The 16,331-nt window shown below is 72.1% G+C and carries 16 protein-coding genes and 2 tRNA genes; 8 read left to right on the top strand and 10 right to left on the bottom strand.

Going from position 1 to position 16,331, the window contains the following annotated elements; all coding sequences use genetic code 11:
- Positions 1 to 2 precede the first annotated feature (2 nt).
- Together ABH928_RS01600 and ABH928_RS01595 are read right to left on the bottom strand one after the other, a co-directional pair.
- The gene (locus tag ABH928_RS01600; protein ID WP_370061055.1) at positions 3 to 536 is read right to left on the bottom strand and encodes an NUDIX hydrolase; all 534 of its coding nucleotides are present in this window, start codon (positions 534 to 536) and stop codon (positions 3 to 5) included.
- 50 nt (positions 537 to 586) lie between these two features.
- Positions 587 to 2,170: a zinc-dependent metalloprotease gene (locus ABH928_RS01595; protein ID WP_370061053.1), complete on the bottom strand. Its 1,584-nt coding sequence runs from the start codon at positions 2,168 to 2,170 to the stop codon at positions 587 to 589.
- Between the two features lie 134 nt (positions 2,171 to 2,304).
- Here ABH928_RS01595 and ABH928_RS01590 point away from each other — a divergent pair, with 134 nt between their 5' ends.
- The 4 genes from ABH928_RS01590 to ABH928_RS01575 all read left to right on the top strand — a co-directional run bounded on the left by ABH928_RS01590 (position 2,305) and on the right by ABH928_RS01575 (position 5,650).
- Positions 2,305 to 3,660, top strand: a complete 1,356-nt coding sequence (locus ABH928_RS01590) for an NAD-dependent epimerase/dehydratase family protein (protein ID WP_370061051.1) — start codon at positions 2,305 to 2,307, stop codon at positions 3,658 to 3,660.
- A 77-nt stretch (positions 3,661 to 3,737) separates the two neighbouring features.
- Entirely contained in the window at positions 3,738 to 4,181 is a 444-nt protein-coding gene (locus tag ABH928_RS01585; RefSeq protein WP_370061049.1) for a molybdenum cofactor biosynthesis protein MoaE, read from the top strand.
- A 149-nt stretch (positions 4,182 to 4,330) separates the two neighbouring features.
- The gene (locus tag ABH928_RS01580; RefSeq protein WP_370061046.1) at positions 4,331 to 4,516 is read left to right on the top strand and encodes a hypothetical protein; all 186 of its coding nucleotides are present in this window, start codon (positions 4,331 to 4,333) and stop codon (positions 4,514 to 4,516) included.
- Between the two features lie 42 nt (positions 4,517 to 4,558).
- Complete coding sequence (locus tag ABH928_RS01575) at positions 4,559 to 5,650, top strand: PDZ domain-containing protein (RefSeq protein ID WP_370061044.1); 1,092 nt, start codon at positions 4,559 to 4,561, stop codon at positions 5,648 to 5,650.
- A 259-nt stretch (positions 5,651 to 5,909) separates the two neighbouring features.
- Here ABH928_RS01575 and ABH928_RS01570 read toward each other — a convergent pair whose 3' ends face one another.
- Positions 5,910 to 6,449: a PPA1309 family protein gene (locus ABH928_RS01570; RefSeq protein WP_370061042.1), complete on the bottom strand. Its 540-nt coding sequence runs from the start codon at positions 6,447 to 6,449 to the stop codon at positions 5,910 to 5,912.
- Between the two features lie 141 nt (positions 6,450 to 6,590).
- Between ABH928_RS01570 and ABH928_RS01565 the strand changes: the two genes are divergently transcribed.
- The 4 genes from ABH928_RS01565 (at position 6,591) to ABH928_RS01550 (ending at position 10,284) form a co-directional block, all read left to right on the top strand.
- Positions 6,591 to 7,454 (top strand): UPF0182 family protein, encoded by an 864-nt coding sequence (locus ABH928_RS01565; RefSeq protein WP_370061040.1) that lies wholly within the window; start codon positions 6,591 to 6,593, stop codon positions 7,452 to 7,454.
- Between the two features lie 72 nt (positions 7,455 to 7,526).
- Positions 7,527 to 7,603: transfer RNA gene (locus ABH928_RS01560), tRNA-Met, on the top strand.
- Positions 7,604 to 7,799: 196 nt separating this feature from the next.
- Positions 7,800 to 7,873 (top strand) — tRNA-Met (locus ABH928_RS01555).
- 407 nt (positions 7,874 to 8,280) lie between these two features.
- A complete protein-coding gene (locus tag ABH928_RS01550) occupies positions 8,281 to 10,284 on the top strand; it encodes a tetratricopeptide repeat protein (RefSeq protein WP_370061037.1) in 2,004 nt (667 codons plus the stop codon).
- Between the two features lie 22 nt (positions 10,285 to 10,306).
- On the opposite strand, the gene ABH928_RS01545 is transcribed toward ABH928_RS01550, so the two are convergent.
- From ABH928_RS01545 to ABH928_RS01515, 7 genes are all read right to left on the bottom strand, one after another.
- The gene (locus tag ABH928_RS01545; RefSeq protein ID WP_370061035.1) at positions 10,307 to 10,726 is read right to left on the bottom strand and encodes a Fur family transcriptional regulator; all 420 of its coding nucleotides are present in this window, start codon (positions 10,724 to 10,726) and stop codon (positions 10,307 to 10,309) included.
- A gap of 100 nt (positions 10,727 to 10,826) precedes the next feature.
- Positions 10,827 to 11,489, bottom strand: coding sequence for a DedA family protein (locus tag ABH928_RS01540; protein WP_370061033.1), 663 nt, complete (start codon positions 11,487 to 11,489; stop codon positions 10,827 to 10,829).
- Positions 11,490 to 11,595: 106 nt separating this feature from the next.
- Positions 11,596 to 12,390, bottom strand: coding sequence for a histidinol-phosphatase (gene hisN, locus ABH928_RS01535; protein ID WP_370061031.1), 795 nt, complete (start codon positions 12,388 to 12,390; stop codon positions 11,596 to 11,598).
- A 77-nt stretch (positions 12,391 to 12,467) separates the two neighbouring features.
- The gene (locus tag ABH928_RS01530) at positions 12,468 to 12,791 is read right to left on the bottom strand and encodes a multidrug efflux SMR transporter (protein WP_370061029.1); all 324 of its coding nucleotides are present in this window, start codon (positions 12,789 to 12,791) and stop codon (positions 12,468 to 12,470) included.
- Positions 12,792 to 12,916: 125 nt separating this feature from the next.
- The gene (gene rsgA / locus ABH928_RS01525; RefSeq protein ID WP_370061027.1) at positions 12,917 to 13,948 is read right to left on the bottom strand and encodes a ribosome small subunit-dependent GTPase A; all 1,032 of its coding nucleotides are present in this window, start codon (positions 13,946 to 13,948) and stop codon (positions 12,917 to 12,919) included.
- A gap of 10 nt (positions 13,949 to 13,958) precedes the next feature.
- Positions 13,959 to 15,278, bottom strand: a complete 1,320-nt coding sequence (gene aroA / locus ABH928_RS01520; RefSeq protein WP_370061025.1) for a 3-phosphoshikimate 1-carboxyvinyltransferase — start codon at positions 15,276 to 15,278, stop codon at positions 13,959 to 13,961.
- 101 nt (positions 15,279 to 15,379) lie between these two features.
- Positions 15,380 to 16,090: a M50 family metallopeptidase gene (locus ABH928_RS01515; protein WP_370061023.1), complete on the bottom strand. Its 711-nt coding sequence runs from the start codon at positions 16,088 to 16,090 to the stop codon at positions 15,380 to 15,382.
- Positions 16,091 to 16,331: the final 241 nt, after the last annotated feature.

The raw sequence follows: 16,331 nt of genomic DNA, 5'->3' as shown, positions 1-16,331 counted from the left end.
GATCAGGCCAGCGCCAACTGTGCCCGGCGGGCGAGGGCGCGGACGGAGTCGTCCGTCGGGTCGGGGAGCTCGGAGAGGTCGAACCAACGGAGATCCAGGGATTCGTCGCTGATCTCGGCGACGGCTCCCGTCGGGGCCAGGACGAGGTACTGCACGTCGAGGTGAGTGTTCTCCGGGGCGTCCTTGCCCGCGCAGCGCACCGCGTGGCGGTCGAGCTTGACCGGACCGTCGCCGAGCAGGGTCAGGCCGGTGTCGATGCCCGACTCCTCGCGGGCCTCGCGGAGCGCCGCCTCCGCGAGGGTGCTGTCCTCCGGTTCGCAGTGGCCGCCGAGTTGGAGCCAGCGCCCGACCTTGGGGTGCAGGGTGAGCAGCGCCCGGCCGCGCTCGGCGTCGACGACCAGCGCGCTGGCCGTGATGTGCGCCGGACGGCAGCTGCGCCAGACGCCGTCCGCGCGGGCGGCCAGGTGGTCCAGATAGTCGTGGCGGAGCAGGTCCTGCTCCGCGTCAGGCGCGTCCCAGTCGGTCAGGACGCGCACCGCGTCCGTGTGAAGAGTCGAGTCACCGAGAGTCACGTGAAGGGAGGAACTCACTTGTCCCCGTCCGACTTCTTGTCGTCGCCATCCACGTCGTCCCCGCTGTCTTTGCCGTCCGTTTCGCTGTCGGCGTCTTCCGGCTGCTGCTTGGGCCGGCCGCCAGCGGCCTCGTTGAGCAACTCGTCCAGCTTGGTGAAGTCGATGCCGCCCTCGGACAGCTCCGGGGCGTCGCCGCCGTGCACGAAGCCGTCCGGGTCGTCCAGGTCGGCTGCGGTCGGGAGCATGTCCGGGTGCTCCCAGAGGTCGTCGCGGCCGTCGGTGCCGCGGGCGTCGGCCAGCGAGGCCCACAGGCGGGAGGCGTCGCGGAGCCGGCGCGGACGCAGCTCCAGGCCGACCAGCGTGGCGAAGGTCTGTTCCGCCGGGCCGCCGGAGGCGCGACGGCGGCGCAGCGTCTCGCGCAGCGCGGCGGCGTGCGGCAGGTGCGGTGAGGCGGCGGCGTGGACGACCGCGTCGACCCAGCCCTCGACCAGTGCCAGCGCCGTCTCCAGTCGGGCCAGTGCGGCCTTCTGCTCGGGGGTGTCCTCGGGCTGGAAGAGACCGCCGCTCATCGCCTCCTGCAGTGACTCGGGGTTCGTCGGGTCGATCTGGCCGACCAGATCCTCGAGGCGGGAGGTGTCGACCTTGATGCCGCGCGCGTACGCGTCGACCGCGCCGAACAGGTGCTGGCGCAGCCACGGCACGTGCATGAAGAGGCGCTGGTGCGCGGCCTCGCGCAGGGCCAGGTACAGCCGCACCTCGTCGGCCGGGACGGAGAGGCCGTCGCCGAAGGTCTCGATGTTCTGGGGCAGCAGCGCCGCCTTGCCGACCGGGGCCAACGGCAGGCCGATGTCGGTCGAGCTCAGCACCTCGGCGGCGAGCGCGCCGAGCGCCTGGCCGATCTGGGTGCCGAACATGGCGCCGCCCATGGAGCGCATCACGCCGAGCAGCGGGCCGGCCATGGCCTGCATCTCCTCGGGCACGACGCCGCCCATGGCCGCGCCGACGCGCTCGGCGACGGGGTCGACCAGCTCCTGCCAGACGGGCTGGGTAGCCTCGATCCACTCGGCGCGGCTCCAGGCCGTGGCCGAGGTGGCGCCCGTCGGGAACGCCGTGGCGGAGTCGAGCCAGAGCTCGGCCAGACGCATCGCCTCGGCGACGGCGGTCTGCTCCGACTGCGAGACGGAGCGGTCCTTGGACCCCTCCTCGCCGGTGCCCTGGACGACCGCCTGGCGGGCGATGTTCTTGGCCAGCTCCCAGTTGACGGGGCCGCCGTCGAAGGAGAGCATCTGGCCGAGCTGCTGGAAGGCAGCGCCGATGTCGCCGGGGTTCATGCCGCCGAACAGTGCCGCGAAGGGATTGTCGCCGGACCCGCCCGCGCCGCCGGGACCGCCGGGCAGGCCGGGCATGCCTGGGAAACCGGGAAGGCCGAAGCCGAACGGGTTGTCACCGCCGGGGTTGTCGCCGCCAGGCTTGTCGCCCTTGCCGGACTCCTGGGAGCCACCAGTGTCGCCAGAGCCGCCGGAGCCGCCCTGCTTCCCCCCCTTGCCCTCCTCGGGCTCCTCAGGGGGAAGGCCGAAGCCGAAGGGGTTGTCGCTCACGAGTCGCCTCGATCTGATAGGCCGCGCCGGAAACACAGCGGGTGCCTGGTGCACCGCCATGCCCTGGGCTCGGGCAGGATGGACCGGTACGTGACACTTACGTACGCATCAAAACTAACCGTGGAGGGTAGCCGGTGAGTTCCCCAGCTTCGCACTTTCGCTCTGGGCTGACCGGCGACCGGGGCGGCCCGGCGGGCGCGGACGGGACCGAACCGGCCGCCGAGTACGAGGACGCCACGGCGGCCGCGCCGGAAGCCGCCGAGGAACTCCAGGACGGCATGGCGGAGGACGCGGCGAAGGACGTGCCGCTGGATGCGCCGGACGCCGTGCAGTGGGAAGCGCAGGACGCTGTCCCGGACTCGGTCGCGGGCGCGTCGGCCGTCGTGGTGGCCCCGCGTCCCGAGCCGGAGATCGAAAGCCCCGCCTACGACGGTCCGTCGTTGGTCGTCGCCGTGACCGGCGCGGCCTCGGGCATGGGCGAGCGCCTGGTCCGACGCCTGGCCGAGTCCCAGGGCGTCCGTCGGGTGCTGGCGATCGACGAACGCCGTGGCGAGACCAAGGGCGTCCAGTGGCGGGTGCTGGACGTGCGCGACCCGGCCGTCGCCGAGCGGCTGGCCGGAGTCGACGTGGTGGTGCACCTCGCGTTGGACCTCGGCATGGAGTCCGATCCCAAGGCGCGGTCGGCCTACAACGTGCGCGGCACCCAGACGGTGATCACCGCCGCCGCTGCGGCGGGTGTGCACCGGGTGGTGCTCTGCACTTCGGCGATGGTCTACGGCGCGCTCGCCGACAACGAGGTCCCGCTGGCGGAGGACGCGCCGCTGCGCGCCACCGAGGAGGCCACGTTGGTCGGGGACCTGCTGGAGATCGAGCGCCTGGCCGCCCGCGCACCCCACGTCCATCCCGGCCTCTCGGTGACCGTGCTGCGCCCGGCCGTGGTGGTCGGCCCCGGCGTGGACACCGTGCTGACCCGGCACTTCGAGGCACCACGACTGCTGGTGGTGGCGGGATCCCGGCCGTGCTGGCAGTTCTGCCATGTCGACGACCTCACCGCGGCGCTGGAGTACGCGGTGTTGGGCCTGGTCGAGGGGGAGGTCACGGTCGGCTGCGACGGCTGGCTGGAGCAGGAGGAGGTGGAGCAGATCACCGGCATCCGACGGATGGAGCTGCCCGCCACCCTCGCCCTCGGCACGGCCGCCCGGCTGCACCGCCTCGGCCTGACCCCGGCCCCCGCGGGCGACCTGGCCTACACGATGTACCCGTGGGTGGTCTCCGGCAGTCGGCTGCACGAGGCAGGCTGGCGTCCCCGTTACGGCAACGACCAGGTCCTGGCCGAGTTGCTGACCCAGGTCTCCGGCAACCACGCGGTCGCCGGGCGTCGGCTCAGTGGCAAGGACGCGGCGACCAGCCTGGGTGCCGCGGGTGCGACGGTCGCACTGGTCGGCACCGCGGCGTTGGTCCGGCGGGCCCGGAAGCGGCGACGCGGCTGAGTGCGGAGCCGAATTCGCGGAAGTCCAGTGTCACGATGCGGAATCAGGGGGTTGAACCCGGCGGCCGATCCGCCATCATGGACGGCATGAGCACCAACGACGACCCGATCCGTCTGCTCGCGCTGCGCGACACCCCTCTCTCGCTCGACGAGGTGTACGCGGCCGTCGAGCACGACGCCGCGGGTGGCACCGACATCTTCGTCGGCACCGTGCGGGACCACGACGGGGGCAAGGGCGTCACCGCCCTGGAGTACAGCGCTCACCCGACCGCGGAGGACGAGCTGCGGCGGATCGCGGAGAAGATCTGCGCCGACCACCAGGTGCTCGCGCTCGCCGCCGTGCACCGCGTCGGGCTGCTGGAGATCAACGACGTCGCGGTGATCGTGGCCGTCTCCTGCGCCCATCGGGGTGAGGCCTTCGAGGCCTGCCGCAGGCTGATCGACACGCTCAAGCACGACGTGCCGATCTGGAAGCACCAGCGCTTCGCCGACGGCACCGACGAGTGGGTCGCAGCCTGCTGAGTCGCGGGGCCGGGCCCGCAGGCGCGATCATGTCGGACGAGCCGGTGAGAAGGCGATGAGAACCTGCCGGCTCGGACGAAGTCGTCGCGCGTGACCGGGGCTGTTCGCTGATCGTTGTGCGTATCAACGGCTAGTCTGCTGATACCACGATGAGCTGGGAGAACGACATGAGTGTGCTCGCCTGGTGGATCATCCCGTTGGTGGGCGGGGTCCTGGCCGCGCTCTGGGTGACCTGGTCGTCCCGGACCCGTACTACGGGCGACTACGACTCGCTGCAGGGCTACGAGCGCTTCCGCGAGGCGATGGAACGCAAGGCTGACGGGCCGGAAGCGTAGTCCAGGGGGCGCGACGGCGATCGCGTCCCGTACTGTCGTGCCATGCCACGCCGTTCCGCGACGATGCTCGCCTCCACGCTGCTGCTGATAGCGCTGTTCTGCGTCGCCCTGCTCGTCCCCGCGCCCTACGCGGAGATGAGTCCCGGGCCGACGTACAACACGCTCGGCGACCAGAACGGCAAGCCGGTCATCGTGATCAACGGTCAGAAGACCTACCCGACGTCGGGCAACCTCAACATGACCACGGTCGAGGTCAGCAGCGCGGACTACCAGCCGAACCTGATCTCGGCACTCGCCGGCTGGTTCGACAGCAGCATGGCGATCGTCCCGCACGACACCCTCTACCCCGAAGGCCAGACCGAGCAGCAGGCCCAGCAGCAGAATGCCGAGGAGTTCTCCTCCTCGCAGGACAGCGCGAGGACCGCTGCGCTGACCCAACTCGGCTACAAGGTCGAGGCGGAGGTCGTGGTCGCGGCCGTGGTCGAGGACAGCCCCTCCATCGGCAAGCTGCACGCGGGCGACGTGATCGTCGCGGTGGACGGCACGCCGGTCACCGACCCGAACCAGGTCGGCGCGCTGGTCACCAAGCACCAGCCCGGGCAGAACGTGGTCTTCACGGTGATCCCGGTGCAGAAGAGCTCGGACGTCACCGAGACGGCGGCGCAGCGTGCGGCGGTGGAGCAGCAGGTCACCGTCACCACGGCGGAGAACCCGAGCACCAAGAAGGCGATGGTCGGTATCCAGCCGGACGTCGAGCACACCTTCCCGTTCGACGTGGAGATCAACCTGGGCGACGTCGGTGGCCCGAGCGCCGGGCTCATGTTCGCCCTGGGCATCATCGACAAGCTCCAGCCGACGAACCTCACCGACGGGAAGTTCGTCGCCGGGACCGGGACGATCGACGACCAGGGCAATGTCGGGCCGATCGGCGGCATCAGCATGAAGATGATCGCTGCGCGCAACGCCGGGGCGCAGTACTTCATGACTCCGGCGGACAACTGTGCGGAGGCGGCGTCGGCGACGCCGTCGGGCCTGACGCTCGTCAAGGAGACGACGCTCAAGGGCGCGCTCGCCGCGCTCGCGGACATCCGCACCGGGGACACGGCGGCGCTGCCGAGCTGTAGCAGCAAGTAGCAGCAAGTAGCTCTGACGCGCTCAGCGGTTCAGATTCTGCAAGCGAGGTAGCTGCAACACCTCAGGGGCGCGGGGCTCTGCTGCGCTGCGGCTCCGCCGCGTGGGCGCCGACAATCCCCCTGCCTTCGGCGGGGGGACCCCCATCCCACGCAGGTGGAGCACCGAACGTTCAGGGCCATCCGCACAGGGTGGTGTCTCGCGCCCCGCAGCGGAGCCGCATATCGGCAGAGCCCCGCGCCCCTGGTGGCGCCGGAGGCGGTCAGCTGAACGTCGTCAGGAGGGCGTCGGCGAGGCCGGGGACGAGGGCGGGGCCGGTGAGGACCTCGCGGGGGGAGTCCTTCTCGCGGAGGCGGAGTGCCGTCTCGCGGGTGCCGTCGCGGAGGACCGCGACGGTCATGCGGACCTCCTGCCGTTCCGGATGCTGGGCGACGAACGCCGACAGCTCCTTCTCGCTCTTGCCCTTGGGCATGCTCGACTCCGCCGACGGCGGCAGGAACAGGCGCTCGACGACCAGCGCGCAGCCCGCGACCGCGTCCGGCCAGGCGATCGTGCCGAGGAACTCGTCCAGCTTCGCGCCGCGCGGCAGCTCCTCCTGTTCGATCGGGGTGAGCTCGCCCTCCGCGCCCGGCTCCAGGCCGAGCTGGCGGGCCAGGGCCGGCTCGTCGGCCAGCAGGTGCGAGGTGTCCACCAGCGCGAAGAGGCGGGCGGGCTGGTCCCAGCCCAGGCCTGCGACGTACTCGTCGATCTCGAGCGCGGCGCGGGTCAGCGGGCGGGCGGCGGGGGGAGTGGCGTCGGACATGGAACCTATCCTCACACGTCGCCGGGAACTCAAATAATCGTCGTCGGAGTTGGACATACCGACCGCTGTACCGCTCTGCCCGCACCGAACCGCTCCGAACGCCCCGCCCGCACCGAACGACGACGAGCCCGAGGATCCGCCGTGGTTTTCCAGATGCCGACGCCAGGCCCGACCCGGCGTCGACCCCGGGTGCTGCCGCTGGCCTCGGCGATCTCGGGCGGCGTGGTGCTTGCGGCGCTGGTCGTGCTGGTGGCCCCCACCTGGGGACAGCTGTTCCTGTTCCTGGTGTTCGGTTCGGTGATGGCGGTCATGGTCGGGGTGAACTGCTGGCTGGCGCACCGGTTGCGGCAGCCGCTCAGTGTGATGTCACCCGAGCAGGTGAGCCTGGACCCGTGTAGGCAGCTGGTCGTCGGGCGCAAGCCGATGCTGCTGGCCACGGTCGCCGGGGTGCCCGGCGTCCTGGCGGGCGCGGCGGCGGCGACGCATGCCGAGCTGTGGCAGGAGACGGTGCACCAGGTCCCTTGGGGGGCGCGGGATCCGTACTTCCACCTGGACTACAGCTTCTACCTGACGACCGTGCCCTGGTACCGGTTCCTGGTGGACTTCGGCTTCGCCGCCGCCTTCGCCTCGCTGGTGGCCTCGGGGGCGGTGCACTACCTCTACGGCGGGCTCCAGCTCCAGGATCGGCGAAGACGGAGTACGGACGCGGCGCGGGTGCAGATGTCGCTGCTGCTGGCGCTGCTGCTCGCACTCAAGGCCGTCGCGTACTGGCTCGATCGCTTCGACGTGGTCGGGCGTGCCGCGGAGCTCGGTCCGCGTGAGCTGACCGCCTGGCTGCAGGCCAAGTCGCTGCTCTGCGTCGTGGCGCTGATCTGTGCGGCGCTGTTCCTGGCCGTGCCGGTGCGCCGCCGCTGGCTGCCGGCGGTGACCGGGCTGCTGCTGTTGGGGCTGTGCGAGGTGCTGGTCGACGGGCTGTATCCGACGCTGGTCGGCTATCTCGGTTGAGCGGCCGCCGAGTGGCGCTGCGGGGCTGGTCAGGGGCGACGCCGGGCCCGTGCTATGGTTAAGACACAACGACGCGGGGTGGAGCAGCTCGGTAGCTCGCTGGGCTCATAACCCAGAGGTCGCAGGTTCAAATCCTGTCCCCGCTACCAAAAAGAAGGCCCGGTGCCCATGGCACCGGGCCTTCTTGCATGCCCGACCCCCGCATGCCCGACCCCCGCATGCCCGATTCCCGCCCATCCGGCTCCTGCATGCCCGGCTCTCCCGTGCGGGGATCCTGCCGTTCACCTCGGGGCTATAGCGATTTGCTCTGATCACCCTGGATGTCGTACGGTTAAGACACAACGACGCGGGGTGGAGCAGCTCGGTAGCTCGCTGGGCTCATAACCCAGAGGTCGCAGGTTCAAATCCTGTCCCCGCTACGAAGAAGAAGGCCCGGTGCAAGCACCGGGCCTTCTTCGTGCGCCCGTCCGGGCGAGGCCCGTGTGGCCTGCTCGTCCGAACGGGTACGGAATCTGACGCGCAGTCTTATGCCGTCCGCGGTGGGGAAGGTGGGGGCTCACCGGACGTTGTGGGACGTCATGGGGCCGAGGGCGTCAGGGTCTCGCACGAATGTTTCACAGTAGACGTGTCGCGAAATCGACAAAGCGCTGAAGTAGCCTCGCAAGCTGCGGTATACCAGGTGTACGCGGGTTGCGGATGGTGCCACGATGAGCTCGATGGGGGAGATTGCGTACCGGGGGCGCCCGCAGCCCCGGCGGACGCGGGAGTCGACATGTCGGTAAAGGCGGGAGGCCCAGTAGGGGCCGAGCAAGCGGGGCAGCTGCCGATGCAGCGAGCGGACGAGGCCCAGCCGGACGAGGACGAGGCGTCGGCCCCCGACCTCGCCGCGCCCGTCGTCGCCCAGTCGACGTCCTCCGTCTGGTCCTCCGTCAGGTTTCGCCTGACGGCCCTGACAGAGCCTTCCGGCCCGGGCCGTGCGACCGACCTCGCCGATCCCACCGACCTCGCCGACGCTTCCGGTCCCGCCGCGCCTACCCATCCTGGCGAGGCGGACGCCGCCGACTCGGCGCCGGGCCCGCTCCACCGGATCGGTCGGTTCGACGACCAGCCCGCGTGCGAGCCGCCGACAGCCGTGGGGAGCTTCGAGTCCGTCCTCGCCGCGCAGGAGGAGAGCGCGCTGGAGGCCCGCTACCGCAAGGCCGCCGACGAGGGCGATGCCGCCGCGGCCAGCCTGCTCGGTGCGCTGCTGCTGAGACGCGGGGACCTGGACGCGGCCGAGTCCCACCTCCGTCGCGCGGCGGCGGCCGGGCTGCGGGCGGGAGCCAACAACCTCGGGGTGCTGCTGCACCAGCGCGGCCACCGCGAGGAGGCCGGACAGTGGTGGCGAGCCGCCGCGGTGGCCGGCAGCGCGCCCGCGGCGCACGCGCTCGGCCTGCACCTGCGCGACCACGGTGACGAGCCCGGCGCGGAGTACTGGCTGCTCCAGGCCGCCGAGCAGGGCCACACCGGCGGTGCCTACGCCCTGGGGGACCTGCTCGAACACCGTCGCGACTCCGTCCGGGCCGAGAAGTGGTTCCGCGTGGCGGCCGAGGTCGGCCATCGCGAGGCCGCCTACCGGCTGGGCCGTCTGCGCGAGACGGTGAAGGACCCCTCCGGCGCGGAGCCGTGGTACCGACAGGCGGCGGCGCGCAGCCATGCCGCAGCCGCGTTGCGGCTGGGCAGCCTGCTGGAGGCGCGCGGCGACCGGGAGGAGGCCGCCCGCTGGTACCGCCAGGCCGCCCAGGCGGGGGAGACCCGCGCGGCCTGCGCCATGGGCTTCCTGCTCCGGGACCAGGGCGACGCCGTCGGCGCGGCCGACTGGTGGCGCGAGGCCGCGGAGACGGGTGACGGCAACGCCGCCAACGCGCTGGGCGCGCTCCACGACGAGTGGGGCGAGACCGAGATGGCCGAGCAGTGGTACCGCACCGCGTTGGAGGCCGGGGACCACAACGGCGCGTTCAACCTCGGACTGATGGCCGCCGCGCAGGGCAAGGAGGCCACGGCGGAGCAGTGGTACCGCCGGGCCGCCTACGCAGGGCACCGGGAGGCCAGCAACGCGCTGGCCGTGATGCTGCTCCAGCGCGGCGACACCCCCGGCGCGGAGCCGTGGTTCTCCAAGGCCGCCGAGGCCGGCTCGGTCGATGCCGCCTACAACCTCGGCATCCTCCACTCCGAGCGCGGCGAGCTCCACTCGGCCCAGGCGTGGTACGCCCGCGCGGCGGCCGAGGGCCATGCGGCGGCGGCGCTGCAGCTCGGCGTCGCCAAGGAGCGGCGTGGTGACTTCGGCACCGCGATCGTCCGCTACCGGCAGGCTGCTGACGGAGGTTCGGCGGAGGGCGCGTTCCGGCTGGCGGTGCTGCTGGAGCGACGCGAGGACGAGACCGGGCTGCGCGGCGAGGACGTGGAGCAGTGGTATCGACGGGCGGCGGAGGCGGGCCACGGCCGGGCGGCCGTCCGGATCGGTGTGCGCGCGGCGGAGCGTGGTGAGGTCCGTGAGGCTGAGCACTGGTACCGGCGGGCGGCCGAGGGCGGCAGCCGCAGCGGCGCGTTCAACCTCGGCCTGCTGCTGGCGCGCGAGGGCGGCGAGTCCGAGGCGATGCGGTGGTACGCGGCGGCGGCGGAGGCCGGACACGGACGCGCGGCGCTCCGGTTGGCGCTGATCGCGGCACGCCGCGGTGAGCTGCGGGAGGCGCGCGGTTGGTGCGTGCGCGCGGCGGAGCTGGGCCCGGAGGCGGTGACGGAGCGCGCGGAGCGGCTGCTTGCGGCACTCCGTGCGGAGCTGTCGGCGTAAGGCTCGGGCCTGTCCGGCGACGTCAGGCCTTGGCGGCGCAGTCCGGGCAGAGGCCGCGGTAGGTGACCTCGACGCCGGAGATCGCGAAGCCGAAGCGCTCGGCCGTCGGCAGCGCGCCGAGCGGGTCACCCAAGGGATGGACGTCGCGGATGGTCCCGCAGGACTGGCAGACCAGGTGCTGGTGGGCGTGGTGCGCGTTCGGGTCGTAGCGCTTGGCCCGGCCGTCCGTGCTGACTTCGAGGACCTCGCCGAGGCCGACCATCTCGCCGAGCGTGTTGTAGACGGTGGCCCGGCTGATCTCCGGCAGCAGCTCGACGGCGCGCGCGTGCACCTCGTCCGCGGTGAAGTGGACGTGGTCACCGTCCAGGACCTGCGCGACGACCCGCCGCTGCGCGGTCAGCCGCCAGCCGCGGGTACGAAGACGTTCCAGCAGGTCACTCATGCGATGAGGGTATCAAGGGGTTGGATGCCGTACGGAGATGGCCCGAATCGTGAAATGGACCACGTCCAGGCCGCGCAGAGCGGCTGCTGAGCGGGACGGCTCAGACGGTGGACTGCTCGGCCTCGGTCGCCTTCGGGGTGTCCAGCCACTGCTCCGCCTTCTTCTCAGCGCGGCGCTTGAGCAGGATCAGCCCGGCCAGGGCGACGACGATCACGCCGACGAAGATCCAGCTCGCCACCGAGGCGTAGTGCTCCACCTGGTGCCAGCCCGCGCCCGCGAAGTAGCCGAGCAGCGAGAAGCCGGTCGCCCAGAGCGCGCCGCCGAGCATGTTCCAGGTCAGGAACGTCCGGTACGGCATCTCGGAGACTCCGCACAGCCCCGGGACCAGGGCCCGCAGGGCGGCGGCGAAGCGACCGGCGAAGACGGCCTTGCCGCCGAGACGCTGGATCAGCTCCTTGCTCTGCCGGACGCTGGACGGCTTGATCACCTTGGCCGGCAGACGTCCCAGGAGGGTGTCGCCCCAGCGCTTGCCGACCGCGTAGCCGATGCTGTCGCCGATCACCGCGCCGAGGATCGCCGCGACCAGTACCTCCCACAGCGCCGTCCGCCCGTTGAAGGCCGTCACGCCGCCGATCACGACGGCGGTCTCGCCCGGGATGACGAAGCCGAGGAAGACGCTCGACTCCAGCGCGGGCAGCAGGAACACGGCGATCAGCACCAGCGTGGCGTTGAGCCCCATCAGGTGGTCGCTGATCCAGGACACAGGCAGTCCTCAGGCAGGAGGGCAAGAACGGACGTTCGTACCGTACCGTCCCCAGGGGTAAGGAGTGGATCAGCCGTCACCCGACGGTGCGTCACCCGACGGTGCGTCAGCCGAGGCGGCTCAGTGCCTCGCCGTGCAGCAGGCCGTTGCTCGCGACGGCGTTGCCGCTGCGGACACCCGGGATGCCGTCCAGGCCGGTGAAACGGCCGCCGGCCTCCTCGACGATGACGCAGTTGGCGGCCATGTCCCAGAGGCTGAGCTCGGGCTCGGCGGCGATGTCGACCGCGCCCTCGGCGACCATCATGTAGGACCAGAAGTCGCCGTAGGCGCGGGTGCGCCAGCAGGCGCGGGTGAGGTCGAGGAAGTCGTCGAGCTTGCCGCGCTCCTCCCAGCCGCTGAGGGAGGAGTAGGAGAACGAGGCGTCCTCGAGACGGGACACCTCGGAGACCCGGATCCTGGCCGCGCGGGTGAGGCTCCGGCCGGTGAACGCGCCGGTGCCGCGCGCGGCCCACCAACGCCGACCCAGTGCGGGCGCCGACACCAGGCCGACGACGGGCTGCTCGCCGCCGGGGCCCAGCTCCACCAGGGAGATCAGGGTGGCCCAGACCGGGACGCCGCGGATGAAGTTCTTGGTCCCGTCGATCGGGTCGATCACCCAACGGCGCGGGCTCTGGCCGGTCGTGGTGCCGTACTCCTCGCCCAGGACGGAGTCGCGTGGACGGGCCCGGTGCAGGTCGCCGCGGATGAGGTCCTCGACGGCCTTGTCCGCGTCGCTCACCGGGGTGAGGTCCGGCTTGGTCTCCACGGTGAGGTCCAGCGCACGGAAGCGCTCGAGGGTCACCGAGTCGGCGTGGTCAGCCAGAACGTGGGCAAGGCGCAGATCGTCGGAGTAGTCGGCCATGCCCCGAACAGTAACGATCGTGGGGGGTGCGGGGCCAGCGCGTGGCCGCGCGCGGCGCGTGGGAGTTCAGCGGGGGTTCAGTGGCCCGAGCCGCTGAGCTGGAGTCCGATGACGCCGATCAGGACGAGACCGATGGACACCAACTTGAGCGCGGAGACCAGGTCACCGAGCCAGATCATCCCGACCACGGCGGTCCCGGCGGCGCCGATTCCGGTCCAGACGGCGTAGGCGGGGCCGACGTCGAGGGTCTTCAGCGAGAGGGTCAGCAGACCGAAGCTGCCGAGTGCGAAGCAGGCGAACCCGACGGTGGGCCAGACCTTGGAGAATCCGTCGCTGAGCTTGAGGCAGATGGCGAAACCTGTTTCCAGGATCCCGGCGACGACCACGAACACCCAGGCCACGCAGTGCACCTCTCGCTGAGGGAATGATCACTCGGCTTCCATGATCAGCGAGCGGTGCACTTTTGGCATCCGGGGCAGTTGCGCTTACCTCAGGGGCACGGGGCCCCTGGGGGTGGAACTGACTCTCAGTCCCCTTCGCGGGCCTCGCGGGTGGAGAGCAGGCGGCGGAGGGAGTACAGCCGGGCCTGGTCCGCGTGGCCGTCGGCCACCCACGCGTCCAACGCGCAGTCAGGTTCGTCGTGCGAGCACGCACGTGGGCAGCCCTCCGTGCCCGGTTCGAGGTCCGGGAAGGCGTGGATCACGCGGGACGGCTCGATGTGGGAGAGGCCGAAGGACCGGAAGCCCGGGGTGTCGACCACCCAACCCGTCTCCTCGCCCTTCTTCGCCGGCAGCCGCAGCGCCAGCGCCGACGTGGTGGTGTGCCGACCGCGGCCGGTGACCGCGTTGACGTGGCCGGTGAGGCGCTGGTGGTCCGGGACCAGCGCGTTGACCAGGGTCGTCTTGCCGACGCCGCTGTGGCCGATGAAGACCGTGACCAGCCCGCGCAGCAGCTCGCGGACGGCCTCCGCGCCCTCTCCGGCGAGTTCGTCCCGACTGGTCACCACATACCGGACGCCCAGCGGGGCGTAGGTCTCCAGCATCGGTTCCGCCGAAGCGAGATCGGCCTTGGTCAGGACCAGGAGCGGTTCCATGCCCGCGTCGTACGCGGCGACCAGGCAGCGGTCGATCAGGCGTGGGCGCGGTTCGGGGTCGGCGAGGGCGGTGACGATGGCCAGCTGGTCCGCGTTGGCGACGACGATCCGCTCGTACGGGTCGTCGTCGTCCGCGGTGCGGCGCAGCACGGAGGTGCGTTCCTCGACGCGGACGATCCGGGCCAGCGAGCCCGCCTCGCCGGAGAGGTCGCCGACCAGGGCGACCAGGTCGCCCACGACGACGCCCTTGCGGCCCAGTTCGCGGGCCTTCATCGCGGTGATCTCGCGTTCGCGCTTGGTGCCCGCGTCGATCAGGCAGGTGAAGCGCCCCCGGTCGATCGTGAGGATCATGCCTTCGGCGGCGTCCTCGTGGGTCGGGCGGATCCGGGTGCGAGGGCGGGAACCGCGCCGGGAGGGGCGGTTGCGGATGTCGTCCTCGTCGGCGTCCTTGCCGTAGCGGCGCATGGCGGGGCCCCTAGCCCTTCGCTCCGAGCAGGCCTGCCCAGAGATCGGGGAAGTCGGGCAGGGTCTTCGCGGTCGTCGCCACGTTCTCCACCTCCACGCCCGGCACGACCAGGCCGAGCACGGCAGCGGCCGTGGCCAACCGGTGGTCCTCGTAGGTGTGGAAGACACCGCCGCGCAGCGGGCGCGGCTTGATCCGCAGGCCGTCCTCGGTCTCGGTGACGTCGCCGCCGAGCGCGTTCAGCTCGCGGGCCAGGGCGGCCAGGCGGTCGGTCTCGTGCATCCGCAGGTGGGCGATGCCGCTCAGGGTCGACGGCGAGTCGGCCAGCGCGGCGACGGCCGCGACGACGGGGGTGAGCTCGCCGACCGCGTGCAGGTCGGCGTCGATGCCGTGGACGCGGCCGGTTCCGGTGAAGTGGAGGCCCTCCTCGGTCAGCTCGCAGGAGCCACCCATCCGGGTGAAGAGGTCACGGAGCTGGTCACCTGGCTGGCTGGTCCGCTCGGGCCAGTCACGGACGGTGACGGTACCGCCGGTGACCAGGGCGGCGGCCAGGAACGGCGCGGCGTTGGAGAGGTCGGGCTCGACCACCACGTCGCGGCCGAGCAGCGCGCCCGGAGTCACGCGCCAGACGTCCGGCTCACCGCCGTCCTCGGGGGCGTCGACCTGGGCGCCTGCGGCGCGCAGCATCTCGACCGTCATCCGGATGTGCGGCAGCGACGGCACCGGTTCGCCGACGTGGCGGACCTCGACGCCGTGCTGGAACCGGGGACCGGAGAGCAGCAGCGCGCTGACGAACTGCGAGGAGCTGGACGCGTCCACGGTGACCGTGCCGCCGACCAGGCCGCCGGTGCCGTGGACGGTCAGCGGCAGCGCGCCGCGTCCGCCGTCCTCGATCCGGGCGCCGAGGGCGCGCAGCGCGTCGATCACGCCGCCGAGCGGGCGCTCGTGGGAGCGCGGGTCGCCGTCGAAGGCGATGTCGCCGTCGGCGAGGGCGGCGACCGGAGGGAGGAAGCGCATCACCGTGCCGGCGTTGCCGACGTCGATCCGGGCCGGGCCGCCGAGCGGCGCGGGCAGCACCCGCCAGGCGTCGCCGCCGCCGCTGACGCCGCTGGTGGAGTTGAGCGTGTCCTCGACGCCGACCCCCAAGGCGCGCAGGCCGTCGGCCATCAGCAGGCTGTCGCGGCTGCGCAGCGGGCGGCGCACGTAGCCGGGTTGCGCGGCGAGGGCGGCAAGCACCAGCGCACGGTTGGTCGCGGACTTGGATCCGGGCACGGTGACCACCGCGTCGACGGGATCGGTCGCGGTCGGGGCAGGCCAGTGCAGCTCGGTCATGGTCACAAAGCTTACGGTCCGCGCCCGGTTCGGTTCAGAACGGCGGGCTGGGCCGACGGGTTCGGTCGATGGGCCGGGCTGATGGGCCGGCCCGGGTTGGTTCAGGGAATCAGCCAGCGGGCACCGACGAGCAGGGAGCCGAGGGAGACCGCGAGGAAGACGCCGACCCAGAACAGGCCGGGCAGGCGGGTGAGCCGGGCCAGCTGGTCCGCGTCCGAGTCACGGGCCTGGCCACGGGCGCGCTTGGTCTGCAGCTCCAGCACCGGCCGCACGCCCGCCAGCAGCAGGAACCAGACACAGAGATAGGCGAACGCGCCCTGCAGCTGCGCGCTGCCGAACCAGGAGACGGCGAAGCAGAGCCCGCCGGTCAGCAGCACCGTCAGCACGCCGTAGGCGTTGCGCACCTCGATCAGCACGCAGAGCAGCAGCGCCACGACCGCCCAGAGCAGGCCCGTGGTGTGTCCGGCCGCGAGCATCCACGCCCCGCCCAGGCCCAGCAGCGAGGGCGCGACGTATCCGGCGGCAGCGGTCAGCACCATGCCGGGGCCGTGCGGCTTGCCGGAGGAGACGGTCAGGCCGCTGGTGTCGGAGTGCAGCCGGATGCCGTGCAGCCGACGCCGCATCAGCAGCGCGACCAGGGCGTGGCCGCCCTCGTGAGCGATGGTGACCACGTTGCGGCTCAGTTGCCACACCATCCGCCAGCCCACGGCGAGCAGGGCGACGGCGGCCGTGGCCCAGATCACGGCTCCGCTGGGCAGGGCCTGGGTGCCGGTCAGCTGGTCCCAGACCTGGCTGATGCTGTGGGGCTGCATGCGGACTGCACTCCGGGGGACACGGGGACGGGGACGGCGGGCCATGGACCGCGGCGCCGAACGACGCACCGAACAAGGCTCCGAGCGAGGCGTGCAGCCTCGCACAAGGGGACGCCGCGCGACCAGTTCCCGGTTCGGGCGGTGTACCGGGAACCGGGCGGCGGGTACCGGTTGCTGGGCAGCCGGTGGCGGTCCGGCGGTTGGGACCGGTCCCCGGCCGGGAGCGTCGACCTGGCAAGGT

This window comes from Streptacidiphilus sp. MAP5-3, from assembly GCF_041262505.1.
Lineage (GTDB): Bacteria > Actinomycetota > Actinomycetes > Streptomycetales > Streptomycetaceae > Streptacidiphilus.
The sequence above is the reverse complement of the archived record's forward strand: the minus strand, read 5'-3'. Positions and strand labels throughout refer to the sequence as shown.

Excerpts from the sequence above, each read along its gene's own strand:
- ABH928_RS01585 (WP_370061049.1), top strand. The coding sequence starts at position 3,738 with ATGGACGGCATGAGCACCAACGACGACCCGATCCGTCTGCTCGCGCTG.
- ABH928_RS01580 (WP_370061046.1), top strand. The coding sequence starts at position 4,331 with ATGAGCTGGGAGAACGACATGAGTGTGCTCGCCTGGTGGATCATCCCG.
- ABH928_RS01575 (WP_370061044.1), top strand. The coding sequence starts at position 4,559 with ATGCCACGCCGTTCCGCGACGATGCTCGCCTCCACGCTGCTGCTGATA.
- ABH928_RS01570 (WP_370061042.1), bottom strand. The coding sequence starts at position 6,449 with ATGTCCGACGCCACTCCCCCCGCCGCCCGCCCGCTGACCCGCGCCGCG.
- ABH928_RS01550 (WP_370061037.1), top strand. The coding sequence starts at position 8,281 with ATGCAGCGAGCGGACGAGGCCCAGCCGGACGAGGACGAGGCGTCGGCC.
- ABH928_RS01545 (WP_370061035.1), bottom strand. The coding sequence starts at position 10,726 with ATGAGTGACCTGCTGGAACGTCTTCGTACCCGCGGCTGGCGGCTGACC.
- hisN (WP_370061031.1), bottom strand. The coding sequence starts at position 12,390 with ATGGCCGACTACTCCGACGATCTGCGCCTTGCCCACGTTCTGGCTGAC.
- rsgA (WP_370061027.1), bottom strand. The coding sequence starts at position 13,948 with ATGCGCCGCTACGGCAAGGACGCCGACGAGGACGACATCCGCAACCGC.
- aroA (WP_370061025.1), bottom strand. The coding sequence starts at position 15,278 with ATGACCGAGCTGCACTGGCCTGCCCCGACCGCGACCGATCCCGTCGAC.
- ABH928_RS01515 (WP_370061023.1), bottom strand. The coding sequence starts at position 16,090 with ATGCAGCCCCACAGCATCAGCCAGGTCTGGGACCAGCTGACCGGCACC.